General features: G+C 41.9%; 17 protein-coding genes. 7 read left to right on the plus strand and 10 right to left on the minus strand.

All coding sequences use genetic code 11. The annotated features are described in order from the left end of the window. Nucleotides 1–33: 33 nt before the first annotated feature. Nucleotides 34–1,476 carry an efflux RND transporter periplasmic adaptor subunit gene (locus HG267_RS23420; RefSeq protein ID WP_045868219.1) on the minus strand — a complete coding sequence of 481 codons (1,443 nt, stop codon included), beginning with the start codon at nt 1,474–1,476 and terminating at the stop codon, nt 34–36. A 424-nt stretch (nt 1,477–1,900) separates the two neighbouring features. Between HG267_RS23420 and HG267_RS23425 the strand changes: the two genes are divergently transcribed. Continuing rightward, a complete protein-coding gene (locus HG267_RS23425) occupies nt 1,901–2,458 on the plus strand; it encodes a phycobiliprotein lyase (RefSeq protein ID WP_045868887.1) in 558 nt (185 codons plus the stop codon). Between the two features lie 310 nt (nt 2,459–2,768). Then, complete coding sequence (locus HG267_RS23430) at nt 2,769–3,089, plus strand: RNA recognition motif domain-containing protein (RefSeq protein ID WP_045868220.1); 321 nt, start codon at nt 2,769–2,771, stop codon at nt 3,087–3,089. Nucleotides 3,090–3,833: 744 nt separating this feature from the next. Here the strand turns inward: HG267_RS23430 and HG267_RS23435 are convergent. Together HG267_RS23435 and HG267_RS23440 are read right to left on the minus strand one after the other, a co-directional pair. Further along, nucleotides 3,834–5,546 (minus strand): diflavin flavoprotein, encoded by a 1,713-nt coding sequence (locus HG267_RS23435; RefSeq protein WP_045868221.1) that lies wholly within the window; start codon nt 5,544–5,546, stop codon nt 3,834–3,836. Nucleotides 5,547–5,669: 123 nt separating this feature from the next. Continuing rightward, complete coding sequence (locus HG267_RS23440; protein WP_045868222.1) at nt 5,670–7,394, minus strand: diflavin flavoprotein; 1,725 nt, start codon at nt 7,392–7,394, stop codon at nt 5,670–5,672. A 277-nt stretch (nt 7,395–7,671) separates the two neighbouring features. Between HG267_RS23440 and HG267_RS23445 the strand changes: the two genes are divergently transcribed. The 3 genes from HG267_RS23445 to HG267_RS23455 all read left to right on the plus strand — a co-directional run bounded on the left by HG267_RS23445 (nt 7,672) and on the right by HG267_RS23455 (nt 10,004). Further along, nucleotides 7,672–8,502, plus strand: coding sequence for a pantothenate kinase (locus HG267_RS23445; protein WP_096622181.1), 831 nt, complete (start codon nt 7,672–7,674; stop codon nt 8,500–8,502). 145 nt (nt 8,503–8,647) lie between these two features. Next, nucleotides 8,648–9,325: a potassium channel family protein gene (locus tag HG267_RS23450; RefSeq protein ID WP_045868224.1), complete on the plus strand. Its 678-nt coding sequence runs from the start codon at nt 8,648–8,650 to the stop codon at nt 9,323–9,325. A 115-nt stretch (nt 9,326–9,440) separates the two neighbouring features. Beyond that, nucleotides 9,441–10,004 carry a DUF3124 domain-containing protein gene (locus HG267_RS23455; protein ID WP_045868225.1) on the plus strand — a complete coding sequence of 188 codons (564 nt, stop codon included), beginning with the start codon at nt 9,441–9,443 and terminating at the stop codon, nt 10,002–10,004. Between the two features lie 171 nt (nt 10,005–10,175). On the opposite strand, the gene HG267_RS23460 is transcribed toward HG267_RS23455, so the two are convergent. From HG267_RS23460 to HG267_RS23470, 3 genes are all read right to left on the minus strand, one after another. Next, nucleotides 10,176–11,729, minus strand: coding sequence for a Na+/H+ antiporter (locus tag HG267_RS23460; RefSeq protein WP_045868226.1), 1,554 nt, complete (start codon nt 11,727–11,729; stop codon nt 10,176–10,178). Between the two features lie 67 nt (nt 11,730–11,796). Beyond that, a complete protein-coding gene (locus HG267_RS23465; protein ID WP_045868227.1) occupies nt 11,797–12,606 on the minus strand; it encodes an alpha/beta fold hydrolase in 810 nt (269 codons plus the stop codon). 223 nt (nt 12,607–12,829) lie between these two features. Beyond that, nucleotides 12,830–13,324, minus strand: coding sequence for an NUDIX hydrolase (locus HG267_RS23470; RefSeq protein WP_045868228.1), 495 nt, complete (start codon nt 13,322–13,324; stop codon nt 12,830–12,832). An 819-nt stretch (nt 13,325–14,143) separates the two neighbouring features. Here HG267_RS23470 and HG267_RS23475 point away from each other — a divergent pair. Beyond that, nucleotides 14,144–14,308, plus strand: coding sequence for a hypothetical protein (locus tag HG267_RS23475; protein ID WP_168160929.1), 165 nt, complete (start codon nt 14,144–14,146; stop codon nt 14,306–14,308). A 344-nt stretch (nt 14,309–14,652) separates the two neighbouring features. On the opposite strand, the gene argH is transcribed toward HG267_RS23475, so the two are convergent. Together argH and HG267_RS23485 are read right to left on the minus strand one after the other, a co-directional pair. Next, a complete protein-coding gene (argH, locus tag HG267_RS23480; RefSeq protein WP_045868229.1) occupies nt 14,653–16,038 on the minus strand; it encodes an argininosuccinate lyase in 1,386 nt (461 codons plus the stop codon). Nucleotides 16,039–16,154: 116 nt separating this feature from the next. Further along, the gene (locus HG267_RS23485) at nt 16,155–16,358 is read right to left on the minus strand and encodes a hypothetical protein (protein ID WP_045868230.1); all 204 of its coding nucleotides are present in this window, start codon (nt 16,356–16,358) and stop codon (nt 16,155–16,157) included. A 64-nt stretch (nt 16,359–16,422) separates the two neighbouring features. Between HG267_RS23485 and HG267_RS23490 the strand changes: the two genes are divergently transcribed. After that, a complete protein-coding gene (locus tag HG267_RS23490) occupies nt 16,423–16,620 on the plus strand; it encodes a hypothetical protein (RefSeq protein WP_155538985.1) in 198 nt (65 codons plus the stop codon). A gap of 8 nt (nt 16,621–16,628) precedes the next feature. On the opposite strand, the gene larB is transcribed toward HG267_RS23490, so the two are convergent. Further along, nucleotides 16,629–17,408 (minus strand): nickel pincer cofactor biosynthesis protein LarB, encoded by a 780-nt coding sequence (gene larB, locus HG267_RS23495; RefSeq protein ID WP_045868231.1) that lies wholly within the window; start codon nt 17,406–17,408, stop codon nt 16,629–16,631. A gap of 175 nt (nt 17,409–17,583) precedes the next feature. After that, nucleotides 17,584–19,368: an ABC transporter substrate-binding protein gene (locus HG267_RS23500; protein ID WP_045868888.1), complete on the minus strand. Its 1,785-nt coding sequence runs from the start codon at nt 19,366–19,368 to the stop codon at nt 17,584–17,586. Nucleotides 19,369–19,375: the final 7 nt, after the last annotated feature.

The raw sequence follows: 19,375 nt of genomic DNA on the forward strand, positions 1-19,375 counted from the left end.
CAAAAATTACTGTTGATTCCCCGTAGGGGCGGACTAAGATTTTTCTGAAATAATTGAAAGACGCACAGCGTCTCCATCTTTTAGTGGTTTACCACTACGCACTACATAGCGATCGCCTGGTTGTAACCCAGATAAAATTTCGACTTTGCCATCAGATCTTTTCCCCAGGGTGACAGAACGGGCGGCTACCTGGGCTTTACCTTCGACATTGGTGACTACAAACAAAGTTCCAGTTTGGTTATCTGACTCTTGTTTACTGGTTTTTGGTTGGGAAGAGGCGGAATTTGTGGCTTGCTTCTGAATAGCTGTTTGCGGTACTACTACTCGCTGTGCGGCTTGGGTGGCAAAATTGACGCGTGCTAGCAGTCCACTACCAATTTTGCCCTCCCTGTTGGCAATTACTACCTCTACTGGTATCAAACGAGCCGTAGCATCGGCGGTTGGGGAAATGCGTGTCACTCTCCCGGTTAATGTTTGGTTGGGAAAGGCATCTAAGCGGACTTGCACAGATTGCCCCACGCGAATTTGTGCTAGTTCTAATTCAGAAACTTGCACTACGACTTTGATTTGGTTAAAGTCGGCAATTTTTAAGACTTCGCCCCCAGCTTGGAGCAAATTGCCTGGTTCTGTAACCTTTTCGGTAACAACACCAGTAATGGGAGATGTCAAACGGCTGTAGGATCGGCGTTCTTTGGCTTGGGCGACTACTGCTTGTTGGGCGACAACTCTACCTTGGGCGGCGGCGACTGCTTGCTGTTCTGTACGCACTTGCTCGGTAGCGGCTCGAAGGGCTTGGGCGGCTGTTTGAGCTGCTGTACGGGCTTGTTGGGCTGTTTGCTCGGCGATCGCACCTTGTTTGACTAATTGCTGCTGGCGTTGTGAGTCGGCTTGGGCTTGCAACAATTCTAAGCGCGCCCTTTCGACTTCGGCACGGGCATTACTTACCTGATTTGTTGCCCTTGCGACTTCTGATTTGAGGGATGCTAACTCTGCTTCTGCTTGCTTTAAGTCTGTGAGCAAGAGGACATCATCTAACTGGCCAATGTTTTGCCCTTGCTTGACTCGATCTCCCACATCTAGATTTAAAGCTAATAGCCTTCCTTCTACTTGCGATCGCAGTGAAACTGTGCGGAAGGGTGTGGTAGTCCCTGTATATTCTGGTGCTGTTTGCAAGTTCTCTGTGCGGGCGATCGCCACATCTACGGGTGTTGCGCCTCCCCCTTGTCTTGCAGTACTCGGCCCTTGAGATTGTGCATCGGCTGATTCTTTAGGGGAGGAACCACAACCTACTGTCATCAAGCTCAAGCCTAGGAAGCAAGCAATCAATAAACTAGACTGAGATCCACAAAAATGAGGAAACTTCCGCCTATGTTCTTGATTACTTGTGTGGTGTAATTGAGAGTTAATTAACTGAGATGCTTTGATGGTATTTGGCATTGTTGAGAATTTGTGCGGTTGATTTCCGTCCAAAATCATGAATTTTGCTCGTCATTAGGCGGCGTTGAATAACAACCTTCTACTGGCGAGCTGTATGAAATTATTCTTTAAATCTAAAATCCGAAAAATTTCCTGGGCTTGTCTGCTGATGCAGAGCCAGGGAATTTGAGCATACTGAATCCAAGGGTAAATTTAGTATACGTATTTTTAGTCTTACTAAGATCTGTCGGAAGATATATGACCGATCCAGACTACAAAAATACTTTCTTAACTTTTTGCTTCTATCCTTGGGCAGAAACAATTTGAAATGCCGATGTTTAGCATTGTAGCCAAACTATCAGTAATGTTTTTAATATCTAGTTTAGATTAAAAATAGTAAAGAAATTTGGTATTCGGTACAAACTTAATGTATCGAGTTTCAAAACCCAACAATCTCTATCATTGTGCTGAAGGCAGGCAATTAGTGACATTACCAGTAAAACTTGTACAAACAGTTGAAAAATCCGAGATTGCTGAATTTTTTCAGGAATCGGTTGGTGAATGGCGATCGCAACGGCGCTATTACACCCTGTCATCGGGGACTACCAAAGAAATTGTTAGTGCGATCGCTATTCGGTATTTAGAACAGGGAAGCGCAGAATTACAACAACTAGCTAAGTTGCATGAATTACCAGATGCAGTCAGTTTAGTCTGCGGTACTGAAGTAATTTGGGAAAGTACAGATTCAGTTACAGGTAAAAAAGAATCTCAAGGTTCAACTTTATTTGGTGCTTTAGGAAACATTTTGTATCGCGATCGCGGTTTTGCGACATCAAAACCAATTACCGCAGAATTCTATTTCCCCAATCCCAAAACACTTTGTTTACGAACAGAGTACAATAACTCAGTTTTTGAAGAAGAGTTAAAGCTAATTGGGAGTAAATACCGTACCCGCCAGACAATTATCTCTCGTGCTGGTGAACAGTTGATGATTGGTCAGTATTTGGAAACCAGAGTAGAGAGTGTCAGTATGATTCCATAGGGGGTCTCAGGAGGGCAAGGGGAACAAAAAATTCCAAGTTAAAAATCAAAACGAGACTTTTGACCCTAGGCCCTTAAATCTTGAGCAACATTCAGGACTTTCATAATTTAACTTTAATTTTTAACCCTTTACTTAAAAGTTTTTTTTAACCGTTCCTCTTCAAGAGGTAGTTGCTATATCATTAATTAAAGATGAGAATTAATTCGGTGATAGTGGTTTTTGTTAGTATTGACAGGCTTTTTCCTTTTGGTATTTTCAGACTCTCTCCGAAATCTAAATCTCTACACGTTTATGATTTTGGAGACATTTTATGTCAATTTACGTAGGTAATCTTTCTTACCAAGTTACAGAAGACGCTTTAACTGCAGTTTTTGCAGAGTACGGTTCTGTAAAGCGAGTTCAAATTCCCACAGATCGCGAAACAGGCCGTGTACGCGGCTTTGCTTTTGTCGAGATGAGTTCAGATGATGAAGAAACAGCCGCTATTGAAGCACTTGATGGTGCTGAATGGATGGGCCGTGACTTAAAAGTCAACAAGGCTAGACCAAAAGAAAATAAAGGTGGTTCCTTTGGTGGCGGTGGCCGCGGTGGTTACGGCGGTGGCGGTGGCGGTGGACGCAACCGTTACTAAGCTGTTTTATTGATGTCAAAAGCGATGGGGTGTTTTTACCCCATTGGCTATATCAACTTCATAACAATATTGTAAAAGCTCAAGCGATCATGCTTGAGCTTTTTTGATGGAATGATAATTAAGGGTTAACTCCTTGAGGCAATACAGATCAGATAATTAGTAGACTTCTTGCACCGATTTTCGCCTTCTCCTTCGCGTCTATGCGTGAGACAAAAAATATTTATGCTTTTGTGGAAAAAGCTAGCTCATTTGGGGGATTCTCCCCCAAACCCCCGATTGGGGGACGGTTGCGTCCCCCAAACCCCCTCCAAAATTATTGTTCAGTTTTTTGTTGAGTAACTGGTTTTTTGGTTTTGTTGTCAATTAATTTTCTTAATTGATACCAATTCAAATCCTGTGTGCGACAGATAAATTCTTTGTACGGGCACGGCACCAGTCATAGGTGTCAACTTAAGCTAAAAGCGATATAGGGTGGGCGTTGTACAAATACCTCGCGCCCTCATCCCCTAACCCCTTCTCCCTGCGGGAGAGGGGCTGGGGGTGAGGGCGAAACCTTGCACAAGAGCGGGTTTCACGTTCAGTTGACACCACTGGGCACCAGTAAGATATTTGATATGCCAAAAGATTGTGGATGCCGTGCCCTACTACCAATCTGTCGTGTTCTTTTTTCAAAATGGTATGACTTAACTGAACTGTATGACCCCTGAAGGGGAATTCAAAATTTAAAATTCCTGTTCCTTTTACTTAATAATGGGTTCCCGACTTACGATGATGCACTGCTGTGACACCATCTTGATTGAGGACTTTGCCATTCTCGACGGTTGCATAAACGAGCCAATGATCGCCAGATTCTAGCCGATTTTTGACGGAACACTCTAAATATGCCAAAGCATCATTCAGAATCGGAGAACCATTTTCAGATTCTTCAGTGGCGACACCTGCAAATCTGTCTTGTGCTGGGCCAAAGGGTTTGAGAAAGTGTTTCATCAAACCTAAATGATTTCCTTCTTTGAGGATATTCAGCACAAATTTATTTCCTGTGTGGGTCAAAGTTTCGACAGCGCGGTCTTTAGCAACGGCGATGGTTAACCCAGGGGGACTAAAGCTGGCTTGAGCAACCCAAGAGGCTAACATGGCACTGGATATATCTCCTTGCTTGGCTGTAACGATACACAAAGAACCAATTATTCTGCCTACAGCTTGTTCTACATTGGTAGCAGGGACACTTTGCGATCGCACTTTTCTTGCTTTCTTCAATGCTTGCGCGAAGTCTGTTCCGGCTTCTTCGCACAATTGCAAGGTAGGATCGTCGGGTTTAAACTTCACGCGGATGGTGTCAAAACCAAAACGATAACCTGCGTCTTTGAGTTTATCTTCAATTAAATCGACTGCTTCACCACTCCAGCCAAAAGAACCAAATACCCCAGCCAGTTTATTGGTGGTAGCGGTGGAGAGTACAATCCCCAAGGCTGTTTGTACGGGTGTGGGTGCATGACCACCAAGAGTAGGCGAACCAATGACAAAGCCAGCAGATTTCTCGACAGCAGCACGGATATCTTCTGGATCGGTGAATTCGCAATTAATTGATTCAACAGCGACACCAGCTTTGGTAATTCCCCGTGCGATCGCTTGGGCTAAGGTGGCTGTATTCCCGTATGCTGATGCATAAATTAAGGCTACTGTCAAGTCAGCAGTGGTTTGTTGCTGACTCCATTCGCGGTAAGCTTTGGTAAGTTCAATCAGCGCATAACGCACCAAAGGCCCATGTCCGGTGGCGTAAATTCTCGCTGGAAAATCAGCCAGTTTATCTAATGCTGTTTCTACTTGGCGCGCATGGGGAGCCATTAAGCAATCAAAATAATAGCGGCGGTCTTCGTTAATCGATTCCCAACCTTCATCAAAGACTTGATCGCCACAAATATGCGCCCCAAAGAACTTATCTGTGTAAAGAATTTCCGTTTGAGGGTCGTAGGTGCAGAGGAGGTCTGCATAGCGGGGGTTGGGAGTAGGAATAAATTGCAAATCGTGACCCTTACCTAAATTCAGGGTTTCTTCCCCCCGCATCACCAGAATTTTTAGGTCTTGGTTTTCCAGGGCCCCACGTAAATTGATCGCCCCTGGATTAGAACAGACAAAGGTAATTTGCGGTGCAACTTCCAGCAAAGCCTTTAAAGTAGCGGCGCGGTTGGGATTGACGTGACCTAAAATTACATATTCAATGGTTTCAACATCAAATCTTTCCTGCAAAGCCTTTAAATAGATTTCTGTAAAAGTTTCTCCAGGTGGGTCAATCAGGGCAAGTTTATCGCCTTGAATCACATAAGAATTAGCAGTAGTACCCTTAGCCAAAGCATATTCGATTTCAAACCTTAACCTTGACCAACTGCGCGATCGCAGTACGGTAGTATCGGTAGCTATGGGGTAAACTTGAACGTCACGAGGTTTATTTGTAGGCATGATTGGGTAATGGGTAATGGGTAATGGCTAATGGGTAAGGGGTAATGGGTAATGGGCATTTTTTATTTCTCTTTTGCGTTGCTACTTCCTAGTACCCAGTCCCCAATCCCCAGTCCCCAGTCCCTAATAATGGTTACCAACTTTACGGTGATGTACGGCAGTTAAGGCTTCTGGGTTAGATACTCGTCCGGCGTAGACGGTGCTGTAAACTGCCCAGTGATCGCCGCAATCCATGCGGCTTTTGACTTCGCACTCTATATATGCCAAAGCATCGGTGAGGATGGGTGCGCCGTTTTCGGCTGGCTGAGTTTTGACTCCTTCAAAACGATCTGCACCAGGGGCGAATCGTTTTAAAAAGTGCTTCATCAATGTTTGATAATTACCTTCTTCTAGGACGTTAAGTACAAAGCGATCGCCTACTTGCATGAGTGATTCAATCGCCCTGTCTTTGGCGACTGCGATGGAAAATCCTAGTGGTTTGAAGCTGGCTTGGGCTACCCAAGAGGCTAACATGGCGCTCGAAACATCGCCTTTTCTGGCGGTGATGATATATAAGCCACCGCTAAGTCTACCGAGTGCTTTGTCTAAATCAGCACCCAGAGATTTCATCGCTTTAATACTGCGATCGCGTGTTACCCATTGGGCTAAGTCTGTACCCGCTTCTTCGCATTGCTTGTAGGTGTTTTCGGTGGGGTTTTGTTTGATGCGAATTTCTGGGAAAGCTGTTGTCAGCCCTAAGTTACGGAATTTACTTAATAATGGATCTATCGGTTCGTCGTCGCCACCACCAGTTTCAAATACGCCGATACCTTGTTTTTCTTTGACAGATCCTAAAACGGTACTCACGGCTGCTTGGATGTTAGGACTGCTAGAAACTGGCGGTACACCTACCACTAGTCCCGCGCAACGACCTACCAATTCTCGCAATTCTTGTAAATCAATGCCTGAACCCAAGTCTACCCATTCTACAGCTACCCCTACTTTGCCGATACCATTAGCAATTGCTTGGGCTAGGCGATCGCTATAGCCATATTCGGAAACGTAAAATATTCCGATTACCGTTTCTGGCTTGGCTTGGGTTTGACTCCACGTGCGGTAGCGTCGAGTTAATTCCTCTACATGATGAGATAGTAACGGCCCGTGACCAGTCGCAATCATCCCCACACTTGGTAGTTCGCCCATGCGCTTCAAGGCTGACAGCACTGACCGCGCATTCGGCCCCATTAGGCATTCGTAGTAATATTTAAAATCTGGTTCAATCGCTTTTAAATCATCATCAAAGGTGCTTTCGGTGCAATAGTGCATCCCAAAAGCATCGCAGGTGTAGAGAATTTGGGTTTGGTGGTCAAAACTGAAGATAGTATCCGGCCAGTGAAGATTTGGCGCAATCACAAATTCAAATTCATGACCATTACCAATATCTAAGCGATCGCCATTTTTCACAATCCGGCGTTTAAATGGCTGATGTACTAAGTCTTCTAAAAATTGAATCGCCACTTTCGAGGCGACTACAGTAATATCAGGAGCCATTTGTAATAAATCTTTCACCAAGCCGCTATGGTCAGGCTCAGTGTGGCTCACAATTAAATAATCAATCTCCTTCGGATTAATTAGCCCCGTCAGCGTGTCAAAATACAGCTGACGAAACTTTTCATGGGAAGTATCAACTAAAGCAGTCTGCTCACCGCGAATCAGAAATGAGTTATAGGTCGTACCATTTTGCAGACCAAATTCAATATCGAAGCGATCGCGATCCCAATCCAAAGAGCGAATTGCCGTAGTATCTGCAGCAATTTCTACAGTTTGTATGGTGAGCCTTTTTTCTATTCTTTCGGTGAGCGCTACCATAACTCCCTTCCTTAACACAATGAGTATATTTTCCTCTAATTCTATTGTTACACGTGTTGAATGTTAATTTTTATTAAAAAATCTATAGATAACTTAAGAAATTTAAATTGGGCATGGGGGAGGCAGTGCGTTGCGGAGGACAGTTGCGTGGGCGGGTTTCCCGACTTGAGCAAACTGTCCGTTGGGGTTCCCCCCGTTGTAGCAACTGCCGTCATAGGGCATTGGGCATGGGGTATTTGGAAATAATATGTTTTTATAAATATTGGTGTGATAAGTGATTAAAAAAAATAATATTTGGCTAGCCTTGGAAATTGGTAATTCCCGGCTACATTGGGCATTATTTTTCGGCTCAAAGCTTGACTATACTTGGGATACTGAGTATTTATCTGAGTCAGTCATACAGCAGTTAGCACAATGCCAAACCCTGGATGATTTACCACTAGAAGTTTTCCCCCCCATTTACAAAAAAGCACCCCAGGAAAAATACACATCCCCCTCATCCCCCTCATCCCCCTACCCTCTCCCCCTCGCCATCGCCTCTGTTGTTCCCAGTCAAACAGTACTTTGGCAAAGTTACCCCAATGTCCGAGTAATCACCTTAGACCAGATACTTCTCAAAGGGCTTTATCCCACATTAGGAATTGACCGCGCCTTAGCTTTGTGGGGTGCGGGTAAAACTTGGGGATTTCCCATGCTGGTAATTGATGCGGGTACTGCACTAACTTTTACGGCTGCGGATGCGGAAGAATGTTTAGTTGGGGGTGCGATTTTACCAGGATTAGGCTTGCAATTTACCTCCCTTGGTCAGAAAACCGGACAATTACCTTTAATAAAAACGCAAGCAATTGCATCTCTCCCGCCACGGTTTGCGTTAAATACCACAGAAGCCATACAAAGCGGTGTGATTTACACAATTTTGGCGGGAATAAAAGATTTTATAGAGAATTGGTGGCAATTATTTCCGGAAGGTAAGATTGCGATTAAAGGAGGCGATCGCACCATACTATTAAATTATCTGCAAGCCTTATATCCTGCGATCGCATCTCGTTTGACTGTAGAACCCAACCTGATTTTTTGGGGCATAGAAAAAATAGTCAGAATCCCTTAAAGCTACATTTGTTAAACTCATTCAGAGACGGGAAAGAATATCAATGCCCAATGCCCCATGCCCAATGCCCCATGCCCCATGTCGGCAGTAGTCTTTCCCGCCGACTTTCTGTAAAGTAAGAGTCAAACAGTAGCAAATAGCAACTATGTACGTGCTAATTGGTGGATCTGGTTTAGTAGGATTGAGCTTGGCGCAGAAATTGGTAGAACTAGGACATACCGTAGCTGTAATTGACATTGATCCTAATGCTTGTCGCTACGCACGTGAACAGGTGGGCGCAATGGCTTTTGAAGGTAGCGCCGTGAGTACGCAAATTTTATTAGAAGCTGGAATACGAAAAGCCAACGCCTTAGTTGCTGTGCTGCGAAGTGATGCTTTGAACTTAGCGATGGTAACTCTTGCTAAACATTACGGTGTTCCTCATATTGTGACTCGGATGCGTCATTCCGATTTCGCTGAACCTTTTCGTTTAGCGGGGGCTAATCATATTATCAGCACTGTGGAACTAGCGGTTTCCACAATGGTAAATGCTATTGAATACCCACTAGTAGAATCAATGATGCATTTTGAGCAAGGACAAATTGAAGTTTTAAAACTTTCCATTCCCAACAATTGCTATGTTGCAAATCGTAGCCTTGCCGAAATTGCTCAAGATTCTCGCTTTCCTACGGGTTCTTTAATTATTGGCTATCAAGCCCATCCCCTCGAAGATTTAACAATTCCTAACGGTAGTACAATTTTAGAACCTGGTTCAACAGTTTTAGTTGTCACTAAACCAGGCTCATTGCATCAAGTCATAGACTTTATGGAAGGTTGTAAGTAGTACGGCGAAATTAAAAATAACTGGCTGAGGCTGTCATTTTCCCTTAGTCATTCATTGGTAAGGATTTCAAGCTGATTTACAACCGATTTATTCCTCTTTTTAATTCATCCTTACAATGAAGCTTTACCCACGCTTTTATATAGTATTTGCTTTGATTTTTTTAGTATCTTGCACATCGCCAGATAGTCAAGCAAAATCGCCATCCACAACTACTTCATCACAAATATCGCAACAAGTAGTTACTTTAGATAAAAATTTTAAAATAGCAATGGGTCAAACTATTTATGTCCCTATTTATTCCCATATTTATCATAACGATGAACGGAAAGTTTTAGATTTAGCAGCCACATTAAGTATTCGGAATACAGATTTAAATAATCCCATAATTATTACTTCTGTTCGTTACTATGATTCCGATGGTAAATTAATTAAAAATTATTTAGATAAACCTATACAAATTAATGCTCTTGGTTCCACTGATTTTTTTGTCAACAGAACAGATACTAGTGGCGGTTCAGGAGCAAATTTTATTGTAGAGTGGGTATCCTCAAAAATAATTTCTGAGCCAATAGTCGAAGCAGTAATGATTGCAACTGAATTTCAGCAAGGAGTTTCTTTTGTAAGCCAAGGTAAGGTAATTAAAAACTTAAGAAACTCCCCAGTCACCTCTTCCAAATAAATTTATGATTTTCTCCAATGAAAATATTAATAAAAAAAGAGGCTATTTATAAATCATGGATGGTGCATTACAGCTAAATCTAATTGTCTCTAAGTCCCAAATCCTTACATAGCCGTCACACACCCTACTAGACTTTGATAATTACCAATTACCAATTACCAATTACCAAACTCAATCATCCTCCAATTGCAGCAATTGCTCATCAAGTTTCTTCAAGCGTTCATAAACTATTTCTTCTGAGAGAATTCGCTGACGAATAGCCTGATTGAGTGCCGCTTTTTCTGCTAAAAGTAATCGACGGCGAATAGCATCAAGTTTACTAGAGCTACCTCTTTTTTCCTCTAAATCATCCGCACGACGATTATATAATTCTCGTAATGTTTTTTCTGCACTTGCTACTTGCACTTGATAAGCTGCACGCATCTCTTCATGAACAGCTTTTGGTAATACCCCTGTTTTGAATAAAGTATCTAATTCATCCTGTGCTGCTTTAGCTGTAATTAATTGCGCTTGTAATTCTTCAACCTGTTGACGAGTTGCTGATACTTGAGACAGTTGCAACCGCTTGACTAACCACGGTAAACTTACTCCTTGCCCAACAACAGACAGCAATACTGTACCAAAGACTATAGCAATCAGCTGTTCTCGTCCTGGGATTGTGACGGGGATACTCAACGCCAACGCCATCGACAGCGAACCCTTAATATTGCCAAAAAACAGAACATGTTGCCAGCGCCAAGGTACTGGACGGTCAAACCAACGTACTATAGCTAAGAGTGGATAAACAGAAACTATGCGTGCTATTTGATAAGCTGCGATCGCTAATAGTACAGCAGGTAAGATTTGCCAAAGAGTTGTTAAGTTAACTTCTATACCAATTAATAAAAAAATAAAGCTATTAACACCAAAAGCTATAGATTCCCAAAAGCTTAGTAAGGTCAACCTTGTAGAAGCCGATACTTTACCTGAAAGACCTACACTGCCGACAATTAAGCCAGCAACAACTACAGCCACAACCCCAGAAACGCTAAAAGATTGCCCTAGTTGAAAAGCACCTAATGCTACAGCTACTGTGAGCAAAATACTACTCAGTGGTTCGTCTGCACGGACAAATAAACCTGTACTTAAATATCCCACAGCTAACCCTACTAAGCTGCCACCAACAACCACCACAAATAATTCTTGTAGTCCTGCAAGAAATGTGAGTGAACCAGCCTCATGCGCTTTGACAATTAAGCTAAATAAAACAAGTGCTACACCATCATTAAATAAACTCTCGCCCTCAACAATGGTTGACAAGCGCGAAGGGACAAGCACCTCCTTAAATACAGCAATCACCGATACTGTGTCTGTAATTGCCAAAATTACGCCTGCTAGTAGTGCAGCTGTCCAATTTAACCCCAATCCCCATTTTAAAAGTGCAGCTGTAACACCAGAAGCAATTACAATTCCTGGCCCAGCTAATAAAGAAATGGGCTTTATAGTGCTACGGAGGCGGCTAATATCAGTATTAATAGCTGCCTCGAATACTAGAATCGGCAGAAATAAATTTAAAATCAGGGAATCGTTTAAACCTATACGCTGTGGTAAAAGTTCTGTCAACGCTAAACCAGCTAGAACTAAACCTGCAACATAAGAAACGCGTAACCAACGCGATAGCAATGCTACAGCAGTGGCTACAAGCAGAAGAATAATTGAAACAGTGACTAATTGAGCAACACTCACTTAATAAATGCGGAATAAAGGGTTATATTTGACTCTGGGTAATTATGCAACTTAAATGCGTAACAGCTTATTTCTTAATATATTCCCTAATATCTTCAGCTATTACCCCAACACAAGATTCTGGTAAATCATTGCCAGCATGAGCAACCATTTTAAACTCAGAGTTAGGCAGCGATTGAGCATAAATTTGACTTTTAGCAATGGCTTCTGCCGTATCTTTTCCACCTTGTAAGATTAAAACCGGAAATTCAATTAAGGACAATTGATTTTGCAGTAATTCTGCTTCAACCTCTGGGGGTTTTCGATCAAATAACAATTGGCAACCTGTCGGATATTGCAACATTAAATTACGTAGCTGCAAATATTGTTGAACTTTTTCCTGCAAGCCCACAATTTTAATTAACGGACTCAGCAGTTTTAATACTTTAAATATAAATGGTGATAATTTTGCTACGCGCTGCATCCTCTGCCATTGCTTTTCTTGTTTTTCTATTTTTACACCTTCTGGTGATAGCAGCACTAAACCATGAACTTGTTCTGGATGCTTTAACGCATAGCTAGTAGCAATCCAACCTCCAAGAGAATGGCCGACTAAAAATACTTTTTCTAACTTTAAGGCTGTTAAAAACTCAGCTAAACATTCTACTTGCAAATCAATAGAGTAATGAATATTGGGATTATCTGATTCTCCAAATCCTAGTAAATCTGGTGCCAAGCAATGGAAATTATCAGATAACAAATCTATCAATGGTACCCATTGACTGCTATCGTTCCATGCACCATGTAATAAAATTACCGGAATACCTTGACCTGCTTCTCGCCAAAATAATAATCCTTGCGAGAGTTTTCTCCGGGAGTTACGAAATAACGTATCCATCTTAAATTTTAAAAGTTATAGCAATTATCACTTGATGATGTAACTAAATTTTGGCATGAAAAAATTGAGAACAGAGAACTGTCCCCGCAACACCGAAATTCTCATTACACTCAAGTGTAAACCGCTTTAAGTTGTAGCATAATTTAGCCAACAGTTCATAGCCATTAGTTATAGGGAACAAAATTTAGCAAAAAACTAATGACTAATGACAAACAAAATCTTGTTATGCCACTATTGTCAAACCATTCAAATAGTCTTGCAACTGCTGATGATGGTCATGAGACATTGGTTCTAGAGGTAGAGAGTCAGGAGAAAACGCTTGGATATCTGTGACTTCCAAAGTATCCTGAACCTCCATTTTTCCTTGTACTTCTGCTTCCACAGCAATACAAATTGAATGAATTCTCGGATCTCTGGTTGGCGAAGAATAAACTCCTACCAATCGGCGAATTTTCACCAAATCTAGTCCAGTTTCTTCTTGTAATTCCCGGCGAACTGTACTAGGAATATCTTCTCCCCAGTCCACCATACCTCCAGGCAAACTCCATCGGCCATTGTCACTTCTCCGAATCAGCACAATCCGACCATCAGGTAAAATCGGGATAATGCTGGTACCAGTAATGGGATGGCGAAATATCAGACCCAGTACTGTTTGTCCAATGCGCCATAAGTTACGTGTGGACTTGATAGCTATCGTAAACAAAGCAAGAACGTTCAATCTGCAAATGTTTTTATTGTATGCTATTTAGTTCTCACCACTTAACATAGATGTCTAAATATCAATTTATTGAGTTATGTATTATACAGCTATGTTGATGGTTTGAGATTTTATTCTAGCATTTACTCAATCCTAACATTACGTTTAAATATATCAACGTGTACATTTATACAAAAAATCATGAAAAAGATGTTTTAACTTTTTTGCTTTTATCTGTATTTATCATTTAAAATCACAAATAATAAACTCTTGACAATGATAAATATATATGTTCCGTCCTCTAGAATTTGATAAATTTAACTTTCAGAAAATATACTGCTGAATTCTATAGGAATCCGCTTTGATTCCTGAAATTATTTGCGTAGGGAGGGAACAGGGAACAGGGAACGGGGAACAGGGAAGAAGAAATAAAAGTGTACTTAGGTTTTTTCAAAAATCAAATATGAGTCCTATAGTTCATAAATACTAATTATATTTATCAAGTAGAGAAAAAATTGTCAGTAGACCTGGTTTTCCTGCCTCTGGAGTTCAATCAAATTTAATTTTGAAATCCTAAAACCCTGACGCAGAAAAAAATTTTGTGAAGGCAATACTTGAGTAAAGACAATTAGGCATACCTCTCAAGGATGATTTAAACGCAAATTCTGATTTGTTAAAAAAATATTTAATATTTAATTTGACTTAAATATGTTAAATACGCTATAATGATATGCTGTTCAAGCTTTGTGAATGGCTAGACTGGGCTAAAATTATATCAATAACAACGGTAGCTGATATGGCCTAGTGGCTTTTTTTTGTTGTTTATTTAATGAGGTGAACATGGCTAAGCGCCGTAACCCGAAAAAAGAAAAGGCGCTACGGAACCAGGCATATGCCAGAAAGTTTCGTAAACGAACTACTACAGGAAGAATGCAGAGAAGGTTCCAACAAAGACCACCTAAGAGTGAGGACGATGAGGGCGCAGCAGCAATTGATGCTGAGTAAGTCATCTAACAATATTCTTGCTCTGTGAATTTTGTAATTTTGGGCGTACATAACTTTGTACGCCCTTATTTATTAGGGTTTGGGGTTTGGGGTTTGGATTTTTTTTACTTATTCCCATTAAAATACTGCTCGGTTAAGGATTTTCAAATCGGAATTTAGTTTGGGGAAAAGGTGAAAGGGTAAAGGTTAAAGGTTTTTTCTTGCTCCTTTTCCCCTTCCCCTTTTGCCCTTAACCGACAAGTATTGATTCCCATTACCCTTATCCCCAGAGGGGGCACCGAGTTCCCCAATCCCCATTGCCCCTTATCCCCAGAGGGGGCACCGAGTTCCCCAGTCCCCAGTCCCTATTCCGCCATTTGCGCGCGGGCGGCTTGGATGGCGTTGCGGACTTGGGTAAAGCCTGTACCACCGTAACTGTTACGTGCAGCGACTACTTGACGAGGCGAGATTGCCTCATAAATATCGGCTGCAAATGCTGGATGGATTTGTTGCCATTCTTCTAAAGTTAAATCTTTGAGGAGTTTACCTGCGGCAATGCTGGTTTTTACCACTTTACCCACCATGTTATAGGCTTCACGGAAAGGTACACCTCTTGCAGCTAAGTAATCTGCTACATCTGTAGCATTAGAAAAGTCTTCTGCGACTGCTTCTGCTAAACGTTGAGGACGAAATTCTAAGCCCTCCCGCAGCAAAATTGTCATCGCTTCTAGGCAAGCTTTCACTGTGTTGACGCTATCAAATAAACCTTCTTTGTCTTCTTGTAAATCTTTGTTATATGCCAAGGGTAGCCCCTTCATAATCACCAGCATCCCTTGCAGATGACCAAATACACGCCCTGTTTTTCCTCTGACAAGTTCTGGCACATCAGGGTTTTTCTTTTGGGGCATGATGCTGGAACCTGTAGCACAGGTATCTTTGAGAGTCACAAAACGAAATTCCTCTGATGACCAAAGAATCACCTCTTCTGAAAGACGACTGAGGTGAACCATAATTAAACTAGCAGCACAGAGAAATTCGATCGCAAAATCGCGATCGCTCACACCATCAAGGCTGTTAGCATAAATCTGCTCAAAATTCAATAGTTCTGCTGTGTAGTGGCGATCGATGGGGAAAGTCGTTCCTGCTAAAGCACCACACCCTAAAGGTGAAATATTCACCCGGCGATAAACATCTCCTAGGCGTTCCCAATCACGTTGCGTCATCTGAAAGTATGCCAAGAGATGATGCGCTAAACTCAGGGGTTGGGCGCGTTGCAGGTGCGTATAGCCAGGAATTAGGGTTTCAACGTTTTTTTCGGCTATATTTAGTAAAACTGCTTGAAATTCTCGTAATTGGCTCTTGATTTGTTGGATTTGTTCACGCAGATAGAGCCTAGTATCAGTGCCAACTTGGTCATTACGCGATCGCGCAGTATGTAATTTTTTACCCACATCGCCAACAATCTCTGTTAATCGCCGTTCCACAGCAAAGTGGACATCTTCAGCATCAATACCCGGCTGAAACTTTCCTTGGCGATATTCTTGGCGAACCTGTTCTAAACCTGCAACTAGTTGCTCTCCTTCTGCTGGGGAAATGATACCAGTATGAGCTAGCATTTTGGCATGAGCTTGAGAGCCAGTAATATCGTATTCGATTAACTCAATATCGAAACTTATACTGGCATTAAAACGTGCGATCGCGGGATGTAACGCTGATTCAAATCGCTGGCTCCAAGTTTGTTGTTCGGTCATAAACGTAAAGGGTGGGAACGTACCACTTACGTGCTAATTAAAACCACAAAAGTCCTAACCTGAACTAATCCTAGCTTCAGTGCTGAGATTAATTTAGGTACGGACTTGAGGATTAATCAACCGTAACTAGTTAGATTCCGAATCATATAGCCAATGACCAAACCAATCAACAACGCCCAAATTTGGCCTGTCTTGACAAAGTGATTCCAACCATGCTGCATCTGTCCCAAAACATCTGGATCGGTAACGTTTTGAGCTAGCGTAGAACTCACAGGCAAACGCCAAAATAACTCAGATAGTAAATCACTGAAGTAATTCATACTGTGTGATCGAGAAGACTTTTATGTCATAACCTCTAGTTAGGGTAATGTCCAGTGAAGGGGATTGGGGACTGGGGACTGGGGACTGGGGATAAGGGGAAAGGGGAAGGGGGAAGGGGGAAAAGGTGAACAAATAACGGACACCAAACGCCAATTACCAATTACCAATCACCAATTACCAATCACCAATTACCAATTACCAATTACCAATTACCAATTACCCATGCCCAATGCCCAATGCCCAATGCCCAATGCCCCATAAATTGCCACTTATCCCTCAAATTTCAACTTTTGGGCTGTTCGCAAAATTTGCCCTGCTAAAACTGCTGCACCAAAGCCATTATCAATATTGACTACGCCGATTCCTGGGGCACAAGAGTTGAGCATTGTTAAGAGTGGTGCTAGTCCACCAAAACTGGCACCGTAGCCGATGCTGGTGGGAACAGCAATTACAGGACAATTGGCTAAACCTGCAACCACGCTAGGTAATGCGCCTTCCATACCCGCGACAACAATTAATACTGATGCTGACTCAATCAGGTGGCGATTATTCAACAAGCGGTGAATACCAGCAACACCAACATCCCAGAGACGCAATACCCGAAAACCAGCAAGTTCGGCTGTAACTGCGGCTTCTTCTGCAATGGGTAAATCAGCAGTTCCCGCCGACAAAATACCAATGACACCCTCAAACTGTGGTTCGAGTTCATCGGGAGTAATAGCAGCAATCCGCGCCATTTCGTAATATCGCAAACCTCTAACTTTCGATTGCAGTACAGCATAAACTGCTGGTTCAATCCGAGTAGCCATCACTACCGGATTGCGGTGACGCATCACTTCCATAATTTGAACAATCTGATCTGGAGTTTTGCCTAGTCCCCAAATTACTTCTGGGAACCCAGTTCTTAAACTGCGATGGTGATCGATTTTGGCAAAATCACCTACTTGTTCATAGGCTAAGTCTTTGAGAGAGTCTAATGCTCTATCTGGGGTAACGTTACCATGAGCCACTGCTTCTAAGAGCGATCGCAAAGCTTTCTCATTAGCCATTTGTGATGTTCTCCTTGGTCTTTTGTTATTTATCATTTGTCATGAGGTAGGGTGCGCTGTATGACAACGCACCCCACTAGAGCGATGGCTACGCCCGCCGCAGGCATCGCAAAGTTTTTTTATCGGTCATTGATCATGAGTTGGAAACAAATCACAAATGACCAATAATCAATGACTAATCTACAATTTTGATTTCATGAATGTTCCAGAATGCGCCACCAAGTCCAGAGTATTTAATACCTTCAAAGCGATTACGCACTGCTGACATTGAATAGGCATTCACCAAGTAAATAAATGGTAAATTCTCCTGAGTAATTCGTTGAGTCTCAGCGTAAATTGCTTTGCGTTTGGGTTCGTCTAATTCTCTAGCTGCTTTGATGTAAAGTTCACCAATTTCTGCTTCCCAAGGTGCTACTTCCCAACCTTTAATTGGTTTTTGTCCAGCTTGGGGTTTTTGATTAAACATATGTAATCCCCCTTCCGGAGACCAGACGTTAGCACCATCATTTGGTTCTAAACCACCTGTTAAACCTAATAAAGAAGCTTCCCAATCTAATGAATTAGAAAGTTTATCTGTGTATGTATTCCATGCCAGTGGCGTGAAGTCTACTGTAATCCCAATTTTGCTCAAATCTCGTTTAATTTGCGAGCCCACTGCTTCGCGAATCTTATTACCTGCATTCGTCAGCAAAGTGAAGCGTACATTGTTACCTTGAGAATCGATTAGCTGATTTTTTTCGTTGTATTTAAAGCCAGCTTTGAGTAACAACTGCTTGGCTTTATCTATATTGTAATTATAGACTTTTAACCCTTCTTGCGGTGAAAGATAATAAGGACTTTGTACAGAAATAGGTGAATTTTGAGGTTGACCTAAGCCACGAAATGTATTGTTGATCATTGTTTGTCGATCAATGGCATAGGCTACTGCTTGCCGAAACTCTACAGTATTAAACCAACGTGATTTTATAGGATCTATGAGAGGTTTACCATCTCTAGAACCCTTATTTAAGTTGAAGAGTATAAAAGTTGTACCAGAACCAGGCCCGCCATTATATATCTTGAAATTACCCTGGTCTTCTTGTACTTTTAACAACGAAAAGTATTCTGGTGACACACCAACAGTATCTAACCCACCAGAACGGAATTGCAGTAAAGATGTATCTGTGGATTCAACAATTTGCCAAATTATTCTTTCAATATAAGGTTGGGCTTTACCTTGAGCATCTTTGCGCCAATAATAGGGATTACGTCGAAAAACTATCCGTTGGCTAGTATCATATCTTTCTAATTTAAAAGGCCCGTTGACAATCAGTTGAGCTGGAGGTGTATCTACACTCCACTTTGATAGAAACTTTGGTTTACCTTCTTGGTCTTTTGTAGTTACTGATTCTCTCAATGCATGGGCTGGTAAAATTGGGTAACCTGTAGCACTACGTAAAAAAGGCGCAAACGGTTCTGGAACAGAAAATTCCACCCGACGATTATCAATTTTTCTGACAGTTGGTAGCTTACGACTTTCGCCAATTCTCATACCATCTCTGGCATCTGTAGGAATGGCTTCATTCAGATAAATTTCATTATAGGTAAACACTACATCATCTACTGTTAGTGGTTGCCCATCAGACCATTTAAGATTATCTCGCAGGGTAAAAACTATTTTTAATTTATCCTCAGAAATTTGCCAGGATTCTGCTAAAGCAGGCTCTACCTTTCCCGTCTCGTAACTTTCAGTAATTAAACCTTCATAAGTAAGTCCAAAAATATTCGGTGACTCGGAACTGAGAGCAAAGTTAAATGTTTTAGGATCGCTAAGAATACTAGTTACTAATTGGGGAACTTGAGCCGCATTTGTTTTAAAATTCGATGGATTACAAGCAGCTACTGTCAAGCCTGTTACTATGGCGATTATTATTAGTAGCCACAAGCGTCTTATTGTAGACCATATGTTAGCGAATAGCATAATTTTA

This window comes from Tolypothrix sp. PCC 7601 (genome assembly GCF_025677855.1).
Classification (GTDB): domain Bacteria; phylum Cyanobacteriota; class Cyanobacteriia; order Cyanobacteriales; family Nostocaceae; genus Aulosira; species Aulosira diplosiphon.